Genomic DNA, 21,689 nt, shown 5'->3' with positions numbered 1-21,689 from the left:
TACAAGCAGAGGGTCACTGGTTCGAATCCAGTAGAGTCCACAAAAGCTACTCAATATACTGAGTAGCTTTTTTTGTTAATTATTCATTTAAACAACAAATGACTATCAAGCACTTATAATTTTATAAATTGTTAATTATTAATTAATAATTGTGTATTGATAATTATTTCTTACTTTTGCAATATTTTTAAACAGAAAAACAAAAATAATATGTTAGGATTACAAACTTCTGTAGACGTTGCGACTACTGCAACCGACACTGCTCCCGTCGCAGTACAAGAGAAAACCCTTTCTATAATGGAACTGATTCTAGATGGTGGTATGGGGAGTATCATTATTATTAGTATTTTATTTGTGATGCTCGCTGTAGCTCTTTTTCTCTATTTTGAACGTCTTTTTGCTATTAAGGCAGCTTCTAAGATGGATAAAACTTTTATGTATAAAATACGTGATTGTATCTCAGCTGGGCGCTTAGATGCTGCTAAAATGCTTTGTGTACAATCCAATACTCCTGTAGCACGCCTTATTGAAAAAGGGGTTTCTCGTATAGGTAAGCCTCTTGAAGATATTAATAAAGCTATTGAAAATGCAGGGACTTTAGAGGTCTACAATCTTGAAAAGAATACGGCTATTCTCGCTACTATTGCAGGAGCAGGACCTATGATTGGTTTCTTAGGCACAGTTGTTGGTATGATTATGTCATTCCACGAAATGGCTTCAGCAGGCGGTCAGGCAGAGATGGGGTCATTAGCAAGTGGTATCTACACCGCGATGGCAACTACCGTAGCAGGGCTTATAGTAGGAATTATTGCTTATGTAGGCTACAACCACTTAGTAGTAAAAACTGATAAGGTGGTACACCTAATGGAAGCCAATGCTGTTGAATTCTTAGACTTGTTAAACGAACCTCTATAGGTCTTAAAAAACTACTCTGATCTAATTATGAAATTAAAAGGTAGAAATAAAGTAAGTCCTGAGTTCAGTATGTCGTCTATGACGGACATTGTGTTTCTGTTGTTAATATTCTTTATGATTACTGCCAACAGCCCCAATGCACTCGATTTGTTATTGCCTAAAGCTAAAGGTAAAAGTACTAATACACAAAACGTTTCAGTAAGCATTGATAAAGATTTAAACTATTTTCTTGACAAGAAACCTATTTCAGTAGATAATCTCGATACAGAGCTCAAATCAGCGCTCAAGGGAGTGGAAAATCCTACTATCATTTTGCGTGTAGAGGAAAGTGTGCCTATTGAAAATGCGGTAACAGTGATGGATGTGGCAAACCAAAACCAATTTAAGGTGATTTTGGCTGTTCGTCCAAAATAGAAAGGTATATGAATTTATTCGATACAGAACATAAACGTAAATCCTTAGCACTCACTACGGTTGTGATGTGTTTAGTAATCTTCATACTGTTTTTTGCAGGAATGAAGTACTTAGACCCACCGCCCGAAAAAGGTGTAGAGGTTATTTATGGAGTCGATTTGGTAGGAATGGGCGAACGCACTCCTCCGCCAAGTGCTGCTAAGCAGGAAGAAACTAAAACGTCTCCTCAAACACAACCAGAACAGAGTACTTCACAGGAAGTAAAGGAAAACCTTTTGGCTCAAGATAACAACGAAGAAGTTTCTGTACCCGAAGTACCTAAAAAGAAAGAAAAGAAGAAAGAAACACCTAAAAAAGATACTCCAAAAGAGAGTCCCAAACCCGATCCTAAGCCTTCACGGGAAACTTCGGATGCGTTATCAAATATATTGGGAGCTGCCAATGCAGGTGGTAGTGGCACCTCAGGACAAGGAGATGGCAACCAACCTGGTTATCAAGGACAGATAGATGGTAGCCAGTACGCTAATTCTTATTATGGCTCAGGAGGTGGTAATGGCACTGGCAAAGGTTGGGGATTGAAAGGTCGTACTATTGCTTCACAAGGTAAAGTACCTCAAAATTGCAATGAAGAAGGACGCGTGGTAGTGCAAATAGAAGTAGACCGTAGTGGCAAAGTAGTAAAAGCTACTGCTGGTGTGAAAGGAACTACTAACTCTGCTCAGTGTTTGCTGGAAGCTGCTCGAAAAACAGCTGCTATGCACCGCTGGAATGCCGATGATAATGCTCCTGCACGTCAAGTAGGTTTTATTGTTATCAACTTTAAACTCGGAGAATAAGAAATCAATTAATAATTGGTAATTAATAATTAACAAGGGTGAGATAATGGTTATACTATAACTGATTATCTCATTTTTGATTGTACAACAACTAAAATTATCTTTAACATTGAATTATCAAGAAACACTTTCGTGGATGTTCAACCGCTTACCAATGTTTCAAACACAAGGTAAAACTGCTTTGAACAACAAATTAGATAATATCCTCGCCTTTACTTCGGTGTTAGGAAACCCTCAAACAAAATTCAAAAGTTTGCATATCGCAGGCACTAACGGAAAGGGTTCTTCCAGCAGTATGCTCGCATCTATCCTACAAGAGGCAGGATATAAGGTAGGATTGTACACTTCTCCACACCTCAAAGACTTCCGCGAACGTATCAAAATTAATGGGAAGGAAATACCCGAAGACTATGTGGTAAGTTTTATAGCTAAAAACAGACCCTTTTTGGAAGAATATCACCTCTCATTCTTCGAAATGACAGTAGGAATGGCGTTCAGCTATTTCGAGAATGAAAAAGTAGATATCGCTGTGATAGAAGTAGGCTTAGGAGGGCGTTTTGACTCTACTAATATTATCACTCCCGAAGTTTCTCTTATTACCAATATCTCTAAAGACCATACTGATATTTTAGGAGATACTTTACCTAAAATAGCTTTTGAAAAAGCTGGTATTATCAAACGAAATGTGCCTGTAGTAATCAGTGAATATCAAGAGGAAACTGCTCCCGTCTTCACAGCAAAAGCTAAAGAAATGAATGCTCCTATTATTTTTGCCAATCACATAGAAACTTCTCTTACAACCGACCTTCAAGGTGCCTACCAAGAGAAAAACATCAAAGGAGTAATAGCTGTTACCGAATTGCTTATCCACCAGGGGTGGGATATTACTCCGGAGAATATTGCACAAGGTCTTTTACACGTAGTGCACAATACAAATCTGAAAGGTCGTTGGCAAACCCTTGGCTCCTACCCTACTATCGTATGTGATACAGGACATAATGTGGGAGGACTTACTTATGTGATGGAACAACTCAAAAAGCAAACCTATACACACCTTCATATTGTAGTAGGTTTTGTAAAAGAAAAAGATGTAAATAGTGTTTTAGAGCTTTTTCCAAAAGAAGCTACCTATTATTTTTGCAGTCCTGCTATTGCAAGAGGACTTAATGTAGATACATTAAAAGAAATTGCCACTACAAAAGGACTCCAAGGGGACGCATATTCTTCAGTAGCAGAAGCCTTAAATGCCGCTAAGGCACAAGCACTTCCCACTGACTTTATCTTTGTTGGTGGAAGCACGTTTGTAGTTGCGGAAGTGTTGTAAAATAACAAAAAGTGAATGCTGAAAAGCAAATGAAGGTTGTTTTAAAACCCTAATATCATTTTGGCAATAAAAAAGTAAATCAAGATACCTAAAACATCGTTGCTGGTAGTGATAAACGGACCCGTAGCAACCGCTGGGTCAATACCGCGCTTGTGGAGAAGTATCGGGATAAAAGTACCTATCACAGCAGCATTTACAATCACTGTAATGAGTGCTATGGCTACCGTAATACTTACCAAATACTCAGCTTGAAAAGCAAAATGGCTTACTAATATCACTATTCCTGCAATAGTTCCTCCGTTGATGAGTCCTAATAGAAATTCTTTAAACAACCGCTTGATAAGTTCGCCGTCGATAGAATTATTTGCCAACCCTTGTACTATTATCGCCGATGATTGTACTCCCACATTTCCCGCAGTAGCTTGAATAAGCGGAATAAATATCAATAATATAGGGTAAATCATCATCGTATCCTGAAAACCATTAATAATACTCGCTGCACCTAATCCTCCGAACATTCCAATAAGTAACCAAGGCAAACGCGCTTTGGTAAGTTTCCATACACTATCGCTTGCCTCCACATCATTGGTAATACCTGCTGCCAACTGATAGTCTTTTTCAGCTTCTTCTTTTATCACGTCCACCACATCATCAATAGTGATACGTCCCACAAGGCGTTTCATCTCATCAACTACGGGAATTGCCTCTAAGTCATACTTACTCATTATGTGAGCTACCTCTTCGGCAGTATCAGTAACGTATACATAGTCTACTTTTGGAATATAAATGTCTTTCACTTCTGAACGTGTGGAAGTAGTAAGCAAGTCTTTAAGTGAAAGTCGTCCTTTAAGCACATCATTATCATCTACTACATAAATAGAATGCACACGAGTAACGTGAGCCGCCTGTTCGCGCATTTCTTTTACGCATTTTAGCACATCCCAATTCTCATTTACCTTTACAAGTTCCTTCGCCATTAGTCCTCCCGCTGTATCTTCGCCATAACGAAGTAATTCTACGATGTCTTTGGCGTGTTCTACGTCCGTGATATGCGAAATAACCTCTGTTTTTCTATCTTCGGGCAGTTCAGAGATGATATCCACCGCATCATCGGTGTCTAACTCGATGATTTCATCGGCAATTTCTTTTGCAGAAAGGTTTTTTAAGATATTCTCACGATAATCATCGTCTAATTCTGTGAGTACATCTGATGTTTTCTCAGCATCAATTAAACGAATGATGTATACCCCCTCTTCAATATCCAATTCGTGAATGATTTCGGCTATATCGGCATAGTGCAAATCATTTAAGAGGATTGTAAGTTCTTTATTTTGTTTTTCCTCAATGAGTTTATGGATTTTCTCAATGAGTTCATCTGTTATTTTAAAAGTTGTCATAGTTTCAAGACGTCAAATCGTTAGCTATCAAACTTGATTACTGATTTTTTTAGTAATAAAAACAAACTCTTGCCAAGGCAATTGCTCAGGACGTTTATCAAATATAGAGTCTTGCTTTAAATTCTCATCTGTAAGTAGTGATTTTAGACTATTGCGAAGGGTTTTTCGTCGTTGATTGAAAGCCGTTTTCACTACGGTAAAGAATAATCCTTCATCACAATCTAAATGAAAGTCAGTTTTGCGTACTAATCGTATTACACCACTCTTTACTTTGGGCGGAGGATTAAAAACACTCTCCGAAACTGTGAATAAATAGCTCGTTTCATAAAAAGCCTGTACTAAAACTGACAAAATTCCATACGTTTTGCTACCTTCGTGCTCGCATATACGTTCAGCTACTTCTTTTTGAAACATTCCGCTGAACTCAGGAACGTATTCTCGCAGTTCAAGTAGTTTAAAAACGATTTGAGTAGAGATATTATAAGGAAAATTACCTATAATGGCAAATGGTTCGGCTAAATAACCCGCTACATCATATTTCAAAAAGTCATCGGCAATTATTTTTCCTCTTAATGCAGGATAATTTGCCTCCAAATAAACTACCGATTCCTTATCGATTTCCACTATGTGCACATCAATACCTTTTTTGAGCAAAAACTGAGTAAGTACGCCCATTCCAGCTCCTATTTCTACTACTTTTTTATAGTTTTTTAGCGATAATGTATCAGCTATTTTCTGTGCAATGTTTAAATCTTTTAAGAAATGTTGCCCTAAATGCTTTTTTGCTTTTACTAATTCCATTTATATACCTTTCAGCGAGACTTTTAGTTGTTCTTTTGCAGAAGTATCGACCTTATTTCATCATAATGGTCAGTTCCTACCAAAAACACTTTCTTTCTGTCCTTAGACAATATCCTGATTGCCTTATTATATTTCGTATTATAGATGATACCTGCCGAAGTATACCGTATCCCAATGCCATAATACCAAGGAATATCAATGAGTTGAATAGTAGAGACGTCCATTTCTTGAAAATTCATTCGTCTATTCAAAAAACCGATACCAAATGAAGCTGCAATACCATAATCATCAATTACAATAGTGAGTTTATAGAATACAGCTACTAAAATAGCCACTAATAATATAATTATTGTCCAACCTCCTTTGCTTTGATAGCCCGAAAAAGCTATAATCCCTATAAAAAAAGCTAAAAAAGACAGTAATATATAAGAAAATTGTGTTTTTTTAAATTCTATAGCTGTTTTCATAATATTATTCTTTTGTGCAATTTAAAAATACACAGAAGCCACACCCTAAAATCTAATAAAAATTTATAAACAAGAAAAAGAACAAATTCTTAACTTTGGTGGCGGGTGGGCTTCTGTGCTAAAATGTTTATATTATTGCATTACAACTAACTCTTTACGAGTTTACCAATGCTTTCAAGTAGTTGCGGACGGTCGGAAAGAGCTATCTTGGCTACTTCGTAAAATTCCTTCACCCATTTGTTCATTGCCTCGAAGGCTTTGTTCTTATCCTGAGTGGCTTGTTGGTCGATACCGCGCAATTTCACGTATTGCGCACGGAGTTCTTCCACTTTCGCAATGGCTGAAAGCTGTTCATCGGCGACGGCTTCGGTAAGTTTAAACCTGTCGAGCGCTGCTCGCTGGGTAGTAGTGGCTTTAATGCCTTCGTAAAGCTTTTTCGTGGTGGCTAAACCTTCCAGATAATCGCGTGACATCGTTCCTTTTAACCCAAATGATACCAGCGCTTCGGGAGATGCTTTTAACGCTACTTTTGCGACCTTGCGATGTTCTTTATATTTGTCGCTCATCGCTTTATAAGCCTTTTCAAACAAGGTTCTTTTCTCTACCGTTTGGCTTGTTTTTGCCAAATTATCGTTATAAGCGGCTTGTGCTTTATCATAAAGCGCTTTACCCACTTTCATAGCCTCTTCATTGTATTGATACTCCTCTAACTGAGCTTTCAATTCGGCTATTTCACTGTAATTGGTAAATAACAGACGCCTGTTTTCAAGTGTTTTTAATTCTGTGCTCTTTTCCTTCATAATATTACATATTTTAAAAGGTCTATAAATTAGTTGAAAATGTTAAATCATTATGATTTACATTCATTTTTATACCGCAAAAATCCTGCCAAATAACACTGTACAAATTATTGTTTTTGTTTGTAGAAAAGCATTCTTTGTAAACTTCTCATATCAATTTAAAATAAGACGATAAGCTGTTACATTACTTACGTTTGTAGTTACAGTGGGTTATTTTGGCATTACAATACGCTTTTTACTTATTACTTAGTTTTGTTATCTTATTACTCTATTATCTTTTAAATTTACTTTCTTTTGTTTTACAACTGCAGCACTTTCTTTTGGTGTTACAAAGGGTTAAAATGTTCTATCAATTTCTTACTTTCCGGAGTAACAAGATAGCTAAGGTAAGGAAAATAAGGTTAGGCAAGAGGACAGCCATCAAAGGTGATAAGCCCCCTGAGGTTTGGGCTAGGGTTCCAAACACACGGTCGAAGAACACAAAACTAAACCCTACGACTCCTCCCACCATTAGGTTGATTCCCATTCCTCCGCGCTTTTTTACCGATGAAACAGCCACGCCGATAAGTGTAAGGATAAAGGCAGTACTTATTGCACCCCAACGACGGTATTTTACCAATAGATACATATTTAAATTGGGTGAACCTTTCATCTTTTCGCGTTCAATAAACTTGTTCAGCTCAAACAAGTTCTTATTTTCCGCTGTATATTCCATCGGCATTAGGTCATCAGGCTTGAAATTGAATATAGTGTCTAACTGGTCGCGTTTCACGATCACATCGTCGCCCTCCCCTATCTTTCTTTTGGAATAATTGGTAAGCCGATAGGTTTTCGTGCTGTCTATCCACTGAATCGTTTCGGCATTTATCTTTTCCGTCATCTTAATACCATTAAAATGTTCTACTGAAAAGTTATACCCGCGTTTGTCTTGGTAGTTAAACGAGCTTACATAAAGATAATCGTTGTCAGAAAACTGATTGTAGAGGTCTGAAACGCTTTCCACCTTCGAAGAACGTATATACTTATTCCAAAAATCATTATACACAGTGCTAGCAGCGGGTACAATAAACATTCCCATAAAAAACACTATTACCGAAATGATACTCGCACCCACGATATACGGACGCAAAAAACGCATATACGATACACCTGAGCTCTGGATAGCGATTATCTCGGTATTATTGGCTAACTTTGATGTAAACCAGATGATAGAGAGGAATAGCAAGATGGGAAACAATATATTGGCAAAATAAACGATAAAACTGAGATAATACCACAGTATTTCGTTCATCGGAGCGCCCTTTTGTATCATCTTATCTACTTTTTCAGATAAATCTACGATAATTCCGATAGGAATAAAGAGAATTATCATCATAAAGAAGGTAAGAAGATAACGTTTTAAGATGTACCAGTCGAGTATTTTCATTTTTTTGTTTTTTTTATAAACGATTTGACATATCAGCAACCATTTTTGTCTTCCACGTAAGAAAAGTACTCGCTACAATTTGTCGGCGAGCTTCCCTCACAAGCCATAAATAGAAACCAAGATTGTGAATTGAAGCGATTTGTTTGCCCAAAAACTCGTTAGCAGCGAATAAATGACGTAAATAGGCTTTCGTGTAATAGGTATCTACGTAAGTATGCCCATCAGGGTCTATGGGCGAGAAATCATCTTCCCATTTTTTGTTTTTAATATTGATAATTCCTTTTGCAGTAAAGAGCATTCCGTTGCGAGCATTGCGCGTGGGCATTACACAATCCATCATATCCACTCCCAAAGCAATATTTTCCAATATATTAACGGGTGTACCCACTCCCATAAGGTATCGGGGCTTGTCTTTGGGGAGAATATCGCATACAAGTTCGGTTATTTCATACATTTGTTCTACGGGTTCACCTACTGATAGCCCCCCGATAGCGTTTCCGTCGGCATTTTTGCTTGCAATATATTCGGCAGACTGTGTACGAAGGTCTTTATAGACTGACCCTTGTACTATCGGGAATAAACTTTGATGATAACCGTATTTAGGAGGTACTTTTTCGAGGTGAGCAATGCATCTATCGAGCCACCTATGTGTAAGGTGCATTGAACGTTTTGCATAACCGTATTCACAAGGGTAAGGCGTGCATTCATCAAAAGCCATCATAATATCAGCACCTATACTGCGCTCTATTTCCATTACTTTTTCGGGTGAAAAAACGTGAAAAGAGCCATCGATATGACTTTTGAACTTTACACCTTCTTCTTTTATCTTTCGGTTGGCAGCCAATGAATATACTTGATAACCACCGCTATCGGTAAGTATGTTTCTATCCCAATTAATAAACTTATGTAAGCCTCCCGCTTTTTCCAAAATGAGTGTTTGAGGTCGTAAATAAAGATGATAGGTGTTCCCCAAAATGATATCGGCATTAATATCGTCTTTCAGTTCGCGTTGGTGTACTCCTTTCACGCTTCCCACCGTTCCCACAGGCATAAAAATCGGGGTTTCAATCACGCCGTGGCTGGTAGTAATCTTCCCAGCACGTGCTTTTGTATGTTCATCTGTTTTTAGTATTTCAAAATCCATAGTTGAAACATTTTCGGGCGCAAAGGTAGGAAAGAATTAACAAATTAGCAAATTAGAAAAATTAGCAAATAGACTAATATCTCTTTCAGAATAACTGAGTAAAGGCGTAAATAGCCAAACCGACTAATCCGCCTACCAAAGTGCCATTGATACGGATAAATTGAAGGTCTTTACCTACTTCCAATTCAAGTTTTTCGCTCAATTCACGTCCCCCCCAATTCTCCACCGTATGACTGATGAGTTTTCCCACTTCTTCTTTGTTTTTTAGCACAAACTGATAGGCAGTTTTCTGTACCCAAGCGTCTATTTGGTGTTGCAGCTGGGCATTTTGGTGGAGTTCATCGGTGAGGCGCTCCGTAGCAGTGTGCAATAGCTTTGCAAGATGTTGTTCCCACTCAGGAGTATTGAGTTTTTCAGCAAATTGATATAATTGCGCTGTAATTTCAGCCCTGATAGGGTGTGTTTCATCTTCTGATGCTTTTACAACTAACTGATAGAGCCCATTATTTACCTTCCGAGTAATTGTATCTTTAATAAACGATGGAACAAGAGGAGGAAATTGGCTGTCAATTTCGTGTTGCACTAGCTCTTGATGTTTGGCGAGGTAAGTAGCTACCTTTTCAAAAGCTTTTCGAAGGAATTTCTGATGTTTATTCTCATCTAAAAAAGTGGTGAGTACTTCGCTTACTTTTGCATTGAGAGGTATTTTTCTTACAAAAGTTTCTATCTGGTGAGGAGTACTTTCTTTCGAGAGCCACTCAACTATAAATGATGATACTTTAATATCGGTGATGTAAGGACGTATCTGTTTAGGTTTAAGGAAGTTCTCCACGACGAAATCACCTAAATTCTCCCCGATGTCATTCTTTCTTTCCTCAATGAGGTTGGTATGTGGAATGTTTAATCCTAATGGTTTGTGAAAGAGTGCTGTTACTGCAAACCAATCGGCAAGCGCTCCTACCATAGCGGCTTCGGAAAAAGCCTTTATATAACCTATAAAAGTGAGTTTGGGAGCTTTTTTGTGCCATACCACCATTGCTATATAAATGATGAGCATCAAAACAAAGAGCCCCGTAGCTATATTCTTGTGGTGTTGTAGTTTTTGGCGCTTGGAACTGTTCATAAATTATCAGCTTTTCAGGTGCAAAGATACGAAGAAAAGTGTGAAAAATAAAAAAGTTGAGTATATAAATTGTCAGATAGTAATTATTGCCTATCTTTGCATCAGTTTATTCTAACTGATTTGTATTTAACCCTTAACTATAAAAAAAATGAAAAAGCACTTTTTAATAACATTAACCGTAGTAATAATTGCTTTACTTACTCTTTCATTTGTACAGCAAGCAACTGTTAAAAAATACAAATGCCTCATACAACTCACCAATTACAAGGGTGAAGGAGCCTACATAGTAGTTTCTCTCATCAATCCCGAAGGTAAATATGAGCAAACACTACAAATCCTTGGAGATGACCCTGAATGGTACGACGATCTTACTCAATGGTGGAAGTTTTATGGCAAACGCCAGACAATTGATGGGATTACGGGAGCTACCATTAGCGGAGGAGAACGCGCTGTAAAGATACTTACAATTGATGATAGTAAACTGAACAAGGGCTACAAAATACGTTTTGAGACTGCCGTTGAAGATGAATATTACTATGCTAAAGATGCTGAAGTGGAATTTAAAACCGAGAACCTTAACACTAAAATTGAAGGTAAAGGTTATATCCGTTATGTGAGATTAATGCCTAACGATTGACAATCACCTTAAAGAAATTATGAGTAAAGAAATTATTTTAGACCGGTTATGGGCATTAGAAGACTCTCCTTATAGAGATTTTACAGCGAATTTGATTCCCACTGTGGAGAAATCTCGTATTATAGGGGTTAGAACACCTGCAATGCGAGCGTTAGCTAAAGAATTAGTAAAGCATTACCCCACTGAGGCAATGTCTTTTTTAGAAGAGTTACCTCATTATTATTATGAGGAGAATAATCTACACGGTTTTATCATTGAACAGCTAAAAGATTTTGATAAAGCGATGCAATATACAGAGCGGTTCCTCCCTTATATTGATAATTGGGCTACGTGTGATACCTTTGCTCCTAAAATCTTCTTGAAATACCCCGAAGAGACATTAAAACACATCAAACAATGGATTACAAGGAAAGAAACCTATACAGTACGTTACGGAATTGGCTTGTTATTGTCTAATTATTTAGATGCGCTTTTTAAGGAAGAATACTTAACCTGGGTAGCAAAAATTACCTCAGATGAATATTATATAAATATGATGATAGCGTGGTACTTTGCTACTGCTTTAACAAAACAATATGAAGCAACAATCCCTTACATAGAATCAAAAACACTTTCTCCCTTTGTTCAAAATAAGAGTATACAAAAAGCAAGGGAAAGTCGCCGTATTTCCGAAGATACTAAGAAATATTTGTCGCAGTTTAAACTCTAATCTTGCTCTTCTCTTTCAAAAAAACTAAATACGCTCCCCCCATATTTCTTCGCTTGTGAGAAAAATGGCTGTTCTGATAAATCTGTTTTAGACGAATGTTCAATAATCAGCATTCCATTTTCAGTAAGTAAGTTTTGATTGAAGACAATATCGGCAATAGTAACAAACTTTTCAATCAGGAAATCATACGGAGGGTCAGCAAAGATAACATCAAACTGCTGAGTAGTACGTTTTAAATATTCATATACATCGGCTTTAAGTGCTGTAATAGGGTAGACTAATTCACGTGCTATTTTATTGATAAATTGCACACAACCGTTATGGTTATCAACTGATAATACTGAGGGGCAACCTCTACTGGCAAACTCATAGCTAATATTTCCTGTTCCTGCAAAAAGGTCGAGTACAGAAAGTTCTTCAAAATAATAATAGTTATTGAGTATATTAAAAAGAGCTTCCTTCGCAAAATCGGTAGTAGGGCGAACTGGCAATTTATTAGGTGCTATAAGCTGTTTCCCTTTATTCTTCCCTGATATTATTCTCATAAAGATTAACCTTTTTATTGAACAGTTTCCCTCACTGCTAAACTCTGCATTTCCTCGTTCATAGCTTCTTGGGTAAAGAATAAATTCATTAATTATTCTTCCGCTTCTTTCATCGTGTGGTACACCTGTTGCACGTCCTCATCTTCTTCTATCTTCTCGAGAAGTTTCTCCACATCGGCTTGTTCTTCACGGGTAAGTTCTTTCGTTACTTGTGGAATACGCTCAAAGCCTGACGATAAGATTTCTATGTTACGGCTTTCTAACTCTTTTTGGATAGCTCCAAAGCTCTCAAAAGGCGCATAGATGAGGATACCGTCTTCGTCTACGAACACTTCTTCTGCCCCGAAGTCTATCATTTCGAGTTCCAACTCTTCGGGGTCTATCCCATTGCCATTAATACGGAAGTTACAAGTGTGGTCGAACATAAACTCCACTGACCCCGATGTGCCTAAAGTACCATTACACTTGTTAAAATAACTGCGGATATTAGCTACGGTACGGTTGTTATTGTCGGTTGCCGTTTCTATGAGTACAGCAATACCGTGAGGAGCATAGCCTTCAAAAAGAACTTCTTTATAGTTTGCAGTATCTTTTTCAGTTGCTTTTTTGATGGCACGCTCAATATTTTCTTTAGGCATATTGGCGGCTTTGGCATTCTGTATCACGGCACGCAAACGCGAGTTACTCTCAGGGTGAGGACCTCCTTCTTTCACTGCCATTACGATGTCTTTCCCTAAACGGGTAAATGTTTTTGCCATTGCTGCCCAACGCTTAAATTTACGGGCTTTTCTAAATTCAAATGCTCTTCCCATTTTTATTTTAGTTATTAGTTATTAGTTTGTTATCTGTCTGTTCTGTTGTTTTAATCAAAATTTGGTTATTCACAAAGTGTAAAGGTGTCTCAGGAAAGTCAAGATGAGTAAGGCGTTTCATCTCATTAAACACCTTGCAATCATTATCGAGTTTTAATCCTTTCACTTTCGTCTGTTTCACTGAAATCACATTGGCATAAAGAAAATTGCCTTTGCGGTCAATCTTAATATCAAGCAAAGGAGCAATACCATTAACTCCTTGCAGATTAAAATGCCCATAAGTATTGAAATTTCCCATACTATAAGCGATAAACTTCCTATTGTACACTTCCACCGCACGGGTAACGTGAGGCCCGTGCCCCAATACAATATCGGCACCTGCGTCTATTACCGAGTGCGCAAACTTATACACATTCCCCCTATTTTCACCGAAGAAAAACTCATCAGCTCTCGGTACGCGTGTATTTTTAGAGCCTTCAGCGCCTCCGTGGAAAGAAACAATGAGGATATCCGCCTGTGGGCGCAATTCCTTTACCAAATTGGTTGCTTGCTCTATGTTGTTTATCGATAGCATATTGCTATTGGGCGAAAAAGCACAAAAACCGTACTTTATGCCTTCTTTCTCAAATACAACCGACTTTTTTTCTATTGGCCCTGCGTGGTATATACCCACCTTATCGAGTATTTTAGCCGTATTGCGCCGTCCTTTTTCACCAAAGTCATTGGCGTGATTATTAGCGGTACTCATCAGGTTAAAACCTGCTTCCTTAATGATTTTCCCATAGCGGTTGGGCATACGGAAAACATAGCAAGGGCTCTCTTCTGTATCCTTGCACTTCTCCAAATCGCCACTCTTGCACTTCTCCGAATCGCCACTATCGAGTATCGCTCCTTCTAAATTTCCGAACACAATATCACCTTTCAGATAGGGTTTTACGTATTTAAAACTGTTCACCGCATCGTCCTTAGGCAAATAACCAGCAGGAAAACCCGATCCTATCATCACATCGCCAACGGCTACTATGGTAAGCGTATCTTTGGTACGAACGAGTAAGGTATCAACAGTAGTATGCACCAAACTATCTATTTGGGCTGTAGCATATTCACTAAAACTTAATGCTATTAACAATAAGATTCTCTGCATCTTATCCTTTATTTTTCGGCAATCACATCAATTCCTCCTTTTACGGTCTGATTGAGTTGCACATTTATTTTCGTCCCCAAAGGCAAATACACGTCTACACGCGACCCAAATTTGATAAATCCAGCATCTTCGCCTTGTACCACTGTTTCACCCACTTTGGCATAATTCACAATGCGTTTAGCTAATGCTCCCGCTATTTGTCGGTATAACACTTCACCGAACACAGGGTTATCTACCACTATGGTAGTACGTTCATTCTCTTCCGAAGCCTTAGGGTGCCACGCTACCAAATACTTTCCCGGGTGATACTCGCTATAAGTAATCTTTCCGCCTAAAGCATAACGAGTTACGTGCACATTCACAGGCGACATAAAAATCGATACCTGCAAACGTTTATCTTTAAAATATTCTTTCTCAAACACTTCTTCTATCACCACCACCTTACCGTCTACGGGAGCGATAATATGCTGGTCATTTTTAGGCGTAATGCGTTTAGGATTTCTAAAGAACTGCAATATAGCTATCAAAAATAAAAAAGCTACTATCTGTATAAGCTTTTTAAGCCACAGTATATCAATAAAATAATGCGCTATAAGCGATATACCTATCACGGCGAATAGCGTAATGAGAATAATCTTAAAACCTTCCTTGTGAAACATTGTATGCAATTATTTTAGGGTGCAAAGATACGAAAGAATTAACAAATTGCAACGCACAATAAATATTTTTCAACCATAATTCTTGGTCTTCCCTATTTTTTTACTACTTTTGCCCTCTGACATTAAAACTTTAATAACCATTGCATTTTTTTTGGCATATCGGCAATTTTAACATTTTTTTTTCAATGTCGAAAATTGAAGTTTTTACCAATTGAAATACAGCTTAATAAGACGTTAGCTTCGGCTTACCTTCGTCTTAGGTTCGTCTTTCCTTCGTCTTAGCTTCGCTCTAACACCATCTAAACAGCAGAGTAGCTATAACTCTTATTTAACTGATTAATAAATATTTATTTTTTTTCATAGTAATAAAGATAAAGAAGTGTTTTAATCAATTTTTTTGAAGAAAATGCACGGTTTTTATATATTTTAACATTTTTTTCTCAGTTTTCTAATCAGTACTCCACTTAAATAAATAATACTGATAATCAATTATATTTAATGAATTACATAGAATACACTTTTACCATTGCCCCTATGGGGGTTGCTTCTGAAATATTAGTTGCCGAACTCGCCGAAGTAGGCTTCGAGAGCTTTGTAGATACCGAAACCGGTTTGCAGGCTTATATACAAGACCCCTTTTGGAATGCTAATATACTCTCTGACATACAGATACTTCACAGCGAGGAGTTCCAAATTACCTACACATATCAAACTATTGAACAGGTGAACTGGAATGAGGAATGGGAAAAACACTTCGAGCCTATCACCGTAGACGATGAGTGTACCGTGCGTGCTACCTTCCACCCCGAAGCACATACCCCTTATGAAATTGTTATCGACCCTAAGATGAGTTTCGGTACTGGTCATCACGAAACTACTTATATGATGTTGCAATTCCTTTTAAAGGAAGAACTCAAAGGCAAAAAGGTGCTCGATATGGGTTGTGGCACAAGCGTACTCGCTATTATGGCAGCCAAACGCGGTGCTACTGAGGTACTCGCCATTGATGTAGACGAATGGTGTGTAGAGAACTCCATTGAAAACGTAGAACGCAATGGTTGTAAGCACATCAAAGTACAGCTGGGAGATGCTTCTTCACTGGCTAATGAAAAAGACTTCGACCTTATTATTGCGAATATCAACCGCAATATTCTCTTAAACGATATACCGCAGTATGTGCCAGCCCTCAAAGCAGGAGGCACTCTCTTGCTCAGTGGTTTTTACAAGGAAGATATACCTCTTATCCGCGAAAAAGCGGAAGCATACGGTCTGCAATACATCGAGAACTTAGAACGCAACAAATGGGTAGCAGTAAAATTCAAAAAACAAGCCTAATGAATACTTTTGCCGATAGAATTATCAACTTCAACACACATTTAGAGTACAACCAATCCTTGCCTAAGGGTTTTGATGTGCTGAATCCTTATATGGATAACCCTGAAACTATGGAGGTAATGCGTGCTTTTTATCACAAATTCTACAACGATAACCGTCAGCGGAAATTCATTATAGGTATCAATCCTAGCCGACACGGGGCAGGAGTTACAGGCGTTCCTTTTACTGATACCAAGCGATTAGAAAGCGAGTGTGGTATTGCAATGACTTCAGCATATACCCACGAAGTATCATCTGTTTTTATGTATGATATGATAAAAGCATACGGCGGAGTTACTAAGTTCTACAATGATTTTTATATCAATTCTCCTTTTCCTTTGGCTATTGTGCGAAAAGCCTCTGACGGCAAATGGCTCAATGCTAATTATTACGATGAAGAAGCACTCTTCAAATCATTAAAGGATTATATGATAGAAACTTTAAAAAAGCATATCGCCTTAGGAGTAGATACTCAAAAGGTGTTCGTATTAGGCAAAAAGAATGCTACTTTCTTACAAAAATTGAATAAAGAAGCTACTTTATTTGGTGAAATGGTAGTATTAGAGCACCCTCGCTTTATCCAACAGTATAAATCAAAAGAAAAACAGCTGTATATCGATAAGTTTTTGACGAGTTTTGGAATATAGACAATGAAGCAATACGATGTTTTGGTGATAGGTAGCGGACTTTCGGGGCTCTTTTCGGCTTTGCTCTTGGCTAAAGCAGGAAAGAAAGTGTGTGTATTGGAGAAAAATGAGCAGTATGGGGGTAACCTGCAAACTTTTGTGCGCAATAATACGCTGTTTGATACAGGAGTGCATTACATAGGAAGTCTCGCAGAAGGTCAGGTGTTATACGAATATTTTAAAGATGCAGGTATTGCCACTCATCTTTCAGTAGAACGCCTTGATATAAACGGCTACGACCGTATTTGTTTTGGCGATACACCAAACGTGATGTATCCTCACGCTCAGGGGTATGAGAACTTTGTACAACAACTCCTCTCCTATTTCCCTAATGAAAAGAAAGCCTTAGAAGAGTACGCCCACACAATGCAATCTATTTGCGATAAGTTTCCACTCTACCGCCATAAACAAGCAGTAGCCGATTACGATGTTCATACGCTTTCTTTGAAACTCTTAGATTTCCTCAATGGTATCACTACCAACGACCGACTCAAAGCAGTGCTCTTGGGCTCTAACTTTCTCTATGGAGGTGCTGATGAGCAGACACCTTTATACGTGCACGCGCTATCGGTCAATTCATATATAGAAAGCGCTTGGCGACTCACACAAGGTGGTAGCCAAATCACCAACTTGCTCATTGAAAAATTACGCCAATACGGTGCTGACCTTTTCAACCAAAGGGAGGTTATAGGCTTTGAATACAGTGAGGGGAATACTATCAACACAGTACTCACCAAACAAGGAGAGCAGTTTGTTGCAAAACAAATCATCTCGGCTATAGATGTAAAGCAACTACTCAACATCACAGGCAAAAAGCCTTTTAAGCCTTCTTTTTGCAAACGCGTGCAGGGCTTACAACCTACGGTTGCTGCCTTTTCATTGCATTTGGTACTCAAGCCAAATTCTTTTCGCTACTTACCCTATAATGTGTATTGGTTTAAGGATAATAACAGTGTTTACCACGCCACTAATTACCCTACTAACAACTTCCCGATTTCGTATATGCTCTCTATGAATCCACCAAAGGACAGCAGGGAGTATACTGATAATGTTACTATTCTCACCTATATGAACGCCAATGAACTGCAACGCTGGCAAAATAGTTTTACGACCAACACCGAGGGCAACCCAAGAGGCAACCAGTATGAAGTTTTCAAAAGTCAGCGCGCTATGGATTTATTAGATGTAGTTGCTCAACAATTTCCTACACTCAAAAGTGCTATTGCTCATTACTACACCTCTACACCGCTTACTTACCGCGATTATATAGGCAATCCCACAGGAGCATTGTACGGCTACAAAAAAAACGCTAACCATATAATGGAAAGCGTTTTTATGCCACAAACTCACATCAAAAATTTGTATGTTACAGGGCAGAGTGTTGCAATGCACGGATTAGTAGGAGTTACTATCAGTGCGGTACTCACCTACCAAATTTTGATGCGGTCTTCAGGTTTTTTATAGAGTTTATCACCTTCTTTTACATCAAAGGCTTTATACCAAGCATCTACATTCACAAGCGGACCAAATGAACGGAAATATCCTGGGCTATGAGGGTCGGTTTTTACTTGGTTTGTAAGATATTTATCAGTAGAAAGCGTACGCCATACAGTACCCCAAGAGATAAAGAAACGTTGTTCTTGAGTGAAATTGCTTATTTTACCTACATTACCTTTGTCTTTTAAGTACATTTGCAAAGCATCAAAAGCGATGTTCACCCCACCGAGGTCGGCTATGTTTTCACCACTGGTGAAAGTACCATTTACAAATACACCTTTTACAGGTTCGTATTGGTCGTATTGTTTAGCAAGGGCTTTGGTAGCGTTCTCAAAGTTCTTTTTATCTTCAGGAGTCCACCAATTTTTTAGATTACCATCGCCGTCAAATTCAGCGCCACTATCGTCAAATCCGTGTGTCATTTCGTGACCTATTACAGCACCAATACCCCCGAAGTTCACCGCTGGATCGGCTTCGAAATTGAAGAAAGGAGGTTGTAAGATAGCCGCAGGGAACACAATTTCATTATACAACGGATTGTAATACGCATTCACTGTTTGAGGCGACATACCCCATTTAGTTTTATCTACAGGCTTACCTACTTTTTCCAAACTCTTTTGGTAAGCCCATTCACTCACGCGTTGCAAGTTAGCAAAATACACCGTTTTAGCAGCCGGTTCAATGGTCAATTTAGAGTAGTCTTCCCACTTATCGGGGTAACCTACTTTCACAGTAAATTTATTGAGTTTAGCCAAAGCCTTTTCCTTAGTAGCATCTGACATCCAAGTTACATCTTTGATGTGTTGTGCAAAGCTCTTTTTGAGATAGTCTACCAAAGTAACCATTTCTTCTTTAGCTTTAGGTGGAAAATATTTTTCTACATACAATTTACCAAAGGCTTCACCCAAAATACTATTGATAACGCTTAGAGCGCGTTTGTTCATTGGACGTTGTTCTTGTTGTCCTTGTAACTCCTTGTTGTAGAAATTAAAAGAAAGCTCATCGAGTTCTTTGGTAAGGTTGCTCGCATTATCAGCTACTAATTGATATTTGAGGTAATCTTTGATAAGAGGTAAGTTCTTTTCGTTGATAAACTTATCGTATTGTTTGTACAAACGAATTTCAGAAACAACTACTTTATCAGTGTTCACCCCTACGTTTTTAAGAAACTGAGGTAGATTGAGGTTCTTCACTAATTTGCTGAGCTCAGCCATTGTTTGAGGGTTGTAGCTAAGGTTAGGATTGCGGTCTTCCTCATTGGTGAGCATTAGTTTAGCTACCGAGCGTTCAAAATCTACTATTTGTTTAGCTTTCTCAGCGGCTTTGTCGTCTTTAAGCACTTTGAAGATAGCCTTTACATAATCTTGATACTTTTGTAAAGCCTCAGTATTCTCCTTGTTATCTTTTTGGTAGTAATCGCGCCCCATACCGATGCTAAAGTTGCCGAGATACACAGTATTCATATTAGAATCCTTCATATCGGCATATACCCCCCAAGCACAGATTGGGTTTTCGCCCTCACGAGTTACCTCTTCCAAATACTTTTGAAGGTCTGTGAGTTTTTTAATAGCCTCAATCTTATTCAAATAACCTTCAATAGGTTTAAGCCTTTCGGCATCGCGCTTTTTCCAATCGATAAACGATTCATAGAGGTCTTTTATTTTCTGACCTTCAGTACCTTTAGCGAAGTTTTCCTTGAGGAGATTATCCAAGATGAGCAAGCAATTCTCATCGGTTTTCTCGCGTAGGATATGGAAAGAGCCCCACGTAGGTTTATCGGCTGGTATTTTGGCAGTTTTAGCCCAAGTGCCGTTCACATAATTGTAGAAATCATCTTGCGGACGCACTGTAGTGTCCATTTCAGCAAGAACAATCCCCTTGTCTGCATTTTTGTCTATCATTGCATTTTCTGATTTTTTGTTATTCCCGCCACAAGCAACAATGAGTGCTACCGACGAAAACAACAGTGCGGTTTTTACTGTTTTTCTCATCATCTTGTATAATGTTTTTGTTTAATGAAGCAAAGGTAAAAAATAATTAGCAATTAACAATAAAGAATATAAAAAAAGCTTTGCTAAACCTTGTAAGAGTTTTAGCAAAGCTTTCTTTTTTCTTATCTTAGATAAGCCATTACTTAATACTGAAATTCAAACCTTTGTGTTCTCCCAATCCGTAATAATGTTTAAAGTTATAGATAAGTGGTTCCCATTCTAATGGATTGATTTTATTATCTTCCATTACCAAATGGTCTTCAGCGTGTACTTGCACAAATTCCAATTCTACAAGTACATAAGCATCGCGGTCATTCACGTTTTTCACTTTAGCTTCTGCCTGAATAGGGCATTCGGCAATACGCGGAGGGCGTACTTTTTCTGAAGGTAATTGGGTAAATCCTACAATACTAAACTTGTCGTCAGTATAAGTGTATTTACCCATTTTTTGAGGAGGCACAGGGTTTTGAGCGGTATAAGGGGCAATTGCCTCTACTTTTTCCCACATAGCTGCCGTAGGGAGGTTAAAAACTACCTCGGGCACTTCCATCACATTATGATAAGCCTTGTTTAGTTTTACAAGCGCTATCACAGCATTCGCACCTAAAGTAAAGGTGCTTGAAATAGGCGTTACATCGGCGTTTCCATTTTTATCAGTAGTAGTAAGAAGTACTACAGGAAACCCGTAATAAAACATAGTTGGTAAAAAAGACTTCATACTATTTTTTTTATTTTTCAACAAAATTACGAATAAAATGCAAAACTACAAAAAATAATGTAATTAACTCATACAAAGAGGATTATTTTTTTGATAGGAAGATAAGAGAAGACAGAGACTTAAATGATTTGGACAGGTTTTTTCAAAATTAGGTTTCTAAATCGTTACCTAATATCTTGAAAAATATTTTTTTTTAGTAGGTTATATTTCAGTGTTTTACACCTTTTTTCATATTGTATAGTAACTTGATAAAAAGTACTTTCGCAAATT

At 38.0% G+C, this 21,689-nt stretch carries 22 protein-coding genes and 1 tRNA gene (1 of these 23 running past the window's edge); 10 read left to right on the top strand and 13 right to left on the bottom strand.

Features of this window, described 5'->3' with window-relative positions:
• From HMPREF9078_RS11890 to HMPREF9078_RS05265, 5 genes are all read left to right on the top strand, one after another.
• Window positions 1-40, top strand: a tRNA-OTHER gene (locus tag HMPREF9078_RS11890) (it extends 57 nt beyond the left edge of the window).
• A gap of 170 nt (window positions 41-210) precedes the next feature.
• On the top strand, window positions 211-915 hold the full coding sequence (locus HMPREF9078_RS05280; RefSeq protein ID WP_002672085.1) for a MotA/TolQ/ExbB proton channel family protein: 705 nt from the start codon (window positions 211-213) through the stop codon (window positions 913-915).
• Between the two features lie 27 nt (window positions 916-942).
• Complete coding sequence (locus HMPREF9078_RS05275) at window positions 943-1,329, top strand: biopolymer transporter ExbD (RefSeq protein ID WP_002672086.1); 387 nt, start codon at window positions 943-945, stop codon at window positions 1,327-1,329.
• 8 nt (window positions 1,330-1,337) lie between these two features.
• Complete coding sequence (locus tag HMPREF9078_RS05270; RefSeq protein ID WP_009419703.1) at window positions 1,338-2,165, top strand: energy transducer TonB; 828 nt, start codon at window positions 1,338-1,340, stop codon at window positions 2,163-2,165.
• Window positions 2,166-2,274: 109 nt separating this feature from the next.
• The gene (locus HMPREF9078_RS05265) at window positions 2,275-3,489 is read left to right on the top strand and encodes a folylpolyglutamate synthase/dihydrofolate synthase family protein (RefSeq protein ID WP_034542921.1); all 1,215 of its coding nucleotides are present in this window, start codon (window positions 2,275-2,277) and stop codon (window positions 3,487-3,489) included.
• Window positions 3,490-3,530: 41 nt separating this feature from the next.
• On the opposite strand, the gene mgtE is transcribed toward HMPREF9078_RS05265, so the two are convergent.
• The 7 genes from mgtE to HMPREF9078_RS05230 all read right to left on the bottom strand — a co-directional run bounded on the left by mgtE (window position 3,531) and on the right by HMPREF9078_RS05230 (window position 10,647).
• Entirely contained in the window at window positions 3,531-4,886 is a 1,356-nt protein-coding gene (gene mgtE / locus HMPREF9078_RS05260) for a magnesium transporter (RefSeq protein WP_009419701.1), read from the bottom strand.
• Window positions 4,887-4,913: 27 nt separating this feature from the next.
• Window positions 4,914-5,687 (bottom strand): 16S rRNA (adenine(1518)-N(6)/adenine(1519)-N(6))-dimethyltransferase RsmA, encoded by a 774-nt coding sequence (gene rsmA / locus HMPREF9078_RS05255; protein ID WP_009419700.1) that lies wholly within the window; start codon window positions 5,685-5,687, stop codon window positions 4,914-4,916.
• Window positions 5,688-5,710: 23 nt separating this feature from the next.
• Window positions 5,711-6,154 carry a hypothetical protein gene (locus HMPREF9078_RS05250; protein ID WP_009419699.1) on the bottom strand — a complete coding sequence of 148 codons (444 nt, stop codon included), beginning with the start codon at window positions 6,152-6,154 and terminating at the stop codon, window positions 5,711-5,713.
• A 146-nt stretch (window positions 6,155-6,300) separates the two neighbouring features.
• Window positions 6,301-6,954, bottom strand: a complete 654-nt coding sequence (locus HMPREF9078_RS05245) for a hypothetical protein (RefSeq protein WP_009419698.1) — start codon at window positions 6,952-6,954, stop codon at window positions 6,301-6,303.
• Window positions 6,955-7,303: 349 nt separating this feature from the next.
• A complete protein-coding gene (locus HMPREF9078_RS05240) occupies window positions 7,304-8,380 on the bottom strand; it encodes an LptF/LptG family permease (protein WP_009419697.1) in 1,077 nt (358 codons plus the stop codon).
• 13 nt (window positions 8,381-8,393) lie between these two features.
• Window positions 8,394-9,524 (bottom strand): tRNA guanosine(34) transglycosylase Tgt, encoded by a 1,131-nt coding sequence (gene tgt, locus HMPREF9078_RS05235; protein ID WP_009419696.1) that lies wholly within the window; start codon window positions 9,522-9,524, stop codon window positions 8,394-8,396.
• An 85-nt stretch (window positions 9,525-9,609) separates the two neighbouring features.
• Window positions 9,610-10,647: a DUF445 domain-containing protein gene (locus tag HMPREF9078_RS05230; protein ID WP_009419695.1), complete on the bottom strand. Its 1,038-nt coding sequence runs from the start codon at window positions 10,645-10,647 to the stop codon at window positions 9,610-9,612.
• Between the two features lie 148 nt (window positions 10,648-10,795).
• Here HMPREF9078_RS05230 and HMPREF9078_RS05225 point away from each other — a divergent pair, with 148 nt between their 5' ends.
• Window positions 10,796-11,284 (top strand): DUF2271 domain-containing protein, encoded by a 489-nt coding sequence (locus HMPREF9078_RS05225; RefSeq protein ID WP_009419694.1) that lies wholly within the window; start codon window positions 10,796-10,798, stop codon window positions 11,282-11,284.
• Between the two features lie 19 nt (window positions 11,285-11,303).
• Entirely contained in the window at window positions 11,304-11,993 is a 690-nt protein-coding gene (locus HMPREF9078_RS05220; protein ID WP_009419693.1) for a DNA alkylation repair protein, read from the top strand.
• Here the strand turns inward: HMPREF9078_RS05220 and HMPREF9078_RS05215 are convergent.
• From HMPREF9078_RS05215 to HMPREF9078_RS05200, 4 genes are all read right to left on the bottom strand, one after another.
• Window positions 11,990-12,538, bottom strand: a complete 549-nt coding sequence (locus HMPREF9078_RS05215; protein WP_009419692.1) for an RsmD family RNA methyltransferase — start codon at window positions 12,536-12,538, stop codon at window positions 11,990-11,992. The genes HMPREF9078_RS05220 and HMPREF9078_RS05215 overlap by 4 nt on opposite strands.
• 92 nt (window positions 12,539-12,630) lie before the next feature.
• Window positions 12,631-13,350 carry a YebC/PmpR family DNA-binding transcriptional regulator gene (locus tag HMPREF9078_RS05210; protein ID WP_009419691.1) on the bottom strand — a complete coding sequence of 240 codons (720 nt, stop codon included), beginning with the start codon at window positions 13,348-13,350 and terminating at the stop codon, window positions 12,631-12,633.
• Window positions 13,351-13,357: 7 nt separating this feature from the next.
• Window positions 13,358-14,494, bottom strand: a complete 1,137-nt coding sequence (locus HMPREF9078_RS05205; protein ID WP_009419690.1) for a CapA family protein — start codon at window positions 14,492-14,494, stop codon at window positions 13,358-13,360.
• A gap of 8 nt (window positions 14,495-14,502) precedes the next feature.
• A complete protein-coding gene (locus tag HMPREF9078_RS05200; RefSeq protein ID WP_009419689.1) occupies window positions 14,503-15,153 on the bottom strand; it encodes a phosphatidylserine decarboxylase family protein in 651 nt (216 codons plus the stop codon).
• Between the two features lie 498 nt (window positions 15,154-15,651).
• Here HMPREF9078_RS05200 and prmA point away from each other — a divergent pair, with 498 nt between their 5' ends.
• The 3 genes from prmA to HMPREF9078_RS05185 are packed head-to-tail and all read left to right on the top strand — an operon-like array spanning window position 15,652 to window position 18,677.
• On the top strand, window positions 15,652-16,488 hold the full coding sequence (gene prmA, locus HMPREF9078_RS05195) for a 50S ribosomal protein L11 methyltransferase (RefSeq protein ID WP_009419688.1): 837 nt from the start codon (window positions 15,652-15,654) through the stop codon (window positions 16,486-16,488).
• Window positions 16,488-17,174, top strand: coding sequence for an SMUG2 DNA glycosylase family protein (locus HMPREF9078_RS05190; protein WP_009419687.1), 687 nt, complete (start codon window positions 16,488-16,490; stop codon window positions 17,172-17,174). The genes prmA and HMPREF9078_RS05190 overlap by 1 nt, the downstream gene beginning before the upstream one ends.
• Window positions 17,175-17,177: 3 nt before the next feature.
• Window positions 17,178-18,677 (top strand): NAD(P)/FAD-dependent oxidoreductase, encoded by a 1,500-nt coding sequence (locus tag HMPREF9078_RS05185; protein WP_009419686.1) that lies wholly within the window; start codon window positions 17,178-17,180, stop codon window positions 18,675-18,677.
• Here the strand turns inward: HMPREF9078_RS05185 and HMPREF9078_RS05180 are convergent.
• The gene (locus tag HMPREF9078_RS05180; RefSeq protein ID WP_009419685.1) at window positions 18,641-20,704 is read right to left on the bottom strand and encodes a M13 family metallopeptidase; all 2,064 of its coding nucleotides are present in this window, start codon (window positions 20,702-20,704) and stop codon (window positions 18,641-18,643) included. The genes HMPREF9078_RS05185 and HMPREF9078_RS05180 overlap by 37 nt on opposite strands.
• Window positions 20,705-20,840: 136 nt before the next feature.
• Window positions 20,841-21,419 (bottom strand): flavin reductase family protein, encoded by a 579-nt coding sequence (locus tag HMPREF9078_RS05175; RefSeq protein ID WP_009419684.1) that lies wholly within the window; start codon window positions 21,417-21,419, stop codon window positions 20,841-20,843.
• Window positions 21,420-21,689 lie beyond the last annotated feature (270 nt).

Source organism: Capnocytophaga sp. oral taxon 380 str. F0488, assembly GCF_000318255.2.
Taxonomy (GTDB): domain Bacteria; phylum Bacteroidota; class Bacteroidia; order Flavobacteriales; family Flavobacteriaceae; genus Capnocytophaga; species Capnocytophaga ochracea.
The sequence above is the reverse complement of the archived record's forward strand: the minus strand, read 5'-3'. Positions and strand labels throughout refer to the sequence as shown.

Bases quoted from the DNA above. Each gene is read 5' to 3' on its own strand.
- HMPREF9078_RS05280 (WP_002672085.1), top strand. From the start codon at position 211: ATGTTAGGATTACAAACTTCTGTAGACGTTGCGACTACTGCAACCGAC.
- HMPREF9078_RS05275 (WP_002672086.1), top strand. From the start codon at position 943: ATGAAATTAAAAGGTAGAAATAAAGTAAGTCCTGAGTTCAGTATGTCG.
- HMPREF9078_RS05270 (WP_009419703.1), top strand. From the start codon at position 1,338: ATGAATTTATTCGATACAGAACATAAACGTAAATCCTTAGCACTCACT.
- mgtE (WP_009419701.1), bottom strand. From the start codon at position 4,886: ATGACAACTTTTAAAATAACAGATGAACTCATTGAGAAAATCCATAAA.
- rsmA (WP_009419700.1), bottom strand. From the start codon at position 5,687: ATGGAATTAGTAAAAGCAAAAAAGCATTTAGGGCAACATTTCTTAAAA.
- HMPREF9078_RS05250 (WP_009419699.1), bottom strand. From the start codon at position 6,154: ATGAAAACAGCTATAGAATTTAAAAAAACACAATTTTCTTATATATTA.
- HMPREF9078_RS05245 (WP_009419698.1), bottom strand. From the start codon at position 6,954: ATGAAGGAAAAGAGCACAGAATTAAAAACACTTGAAAACAGGCGTCTG.
- HMPREF9078_RS05240 (WP_009419697.1), bottom strand. From the start codon at position 8,380: ATGAAAATACTCGACTGGTACATCTTAAAACGTTATCTTCTTACCTTC.
- tgt (WP_009419696.1), bottom strand. From the start codon at position 9,524: ATGGATTTTGAAATACTAAAAACAGATGAACATACAAAAGCACGTGCT.
- HMPREF9078_RS05230 (WP_009419695.1), bottom strand. From the start codon at position 10,647: ATGAACAGTTCCAAGCGCCAAAAACTACAACACCACAAGAATATAGCT.
- HMPREF9078_RS05225 (WP_009419694.1), top strand. From the start codon at position 10,796: ATGAAAAAGCACTTTTTAATAACATTAACCGTAGTAATAATTGCTTTA.
- HMPREF9078_RS05220 (WP_009419693.1), top strand. From the start codon at position 11,304: ATGAGTAAAGAAATTATTTTAGACCGGTTATGGGCATTAGAAGACTCT.
- HMPREF9078_RS05215 (WP_009419692.1), bottom strand. From the start codon at position 12,538: ATGAGAATAATATCAGGGAAGAATAAAGGGAAACAGCTTATAGCACCT.
- HMPREF9078_RS05210 (WP_009419691.1), bottom strand. From the start codon at position 13,350: ATGGGAAGAGCATTTGAATTTAGAAAAGCCCGTAAATTTAAGCGTTGG.
- HMPREF9078_RS05205 (WP_009419690.1), bottom strand. From the start codon at position 14,494: ATGCAGAGAATCTTATTGTTAATAGCATTAAGTTTTAGTGAATATGCT.
- HMPREF9078_RS05200 (WP_009419689.1), bottom strand. From the start codon at position 15,153: ATGTTTCACAAGGAAGGTTTTAAGATTATTCTCATTACGCTATTCGCC.
- prmA (WP_009419688.1), top strand. From the start codon at position 15,652: ATGAATTACATAGAATACACTTTTACCATTGCCCCTATGGGGGTTGCT.
- HMPREF9078_RS05190 (WP_009419687.1), top strand. From the start codon at position 16,488: ATGAATACTTTTGCCGATAGAATTATCAACTTCAACACACATTTAGAG.
- HMPREF9078_RS05185 (WP_009419686.1), top strand. From the start codon at position 17,178: ATGAAGCAATACGATGTTTTGGTGATAGGTAGCGGACTTTCGGGGCTC.
- HMPREF9078_RS05180 (WP_009419685.1), bottom strand. From the start codon at position 20,704: ATGATGAGAAAAACAGTAAAAACCGCACTGTTGTTTTCGTCGGTAGCA.
- HMPREF9078_RS05175 (WP_009419684.1), bottom strand. From the start codon at position 21,419: ATGAAGTCTTTTTTACCAACTATGTTTTATTACGGGTTTCCTGTAGTA.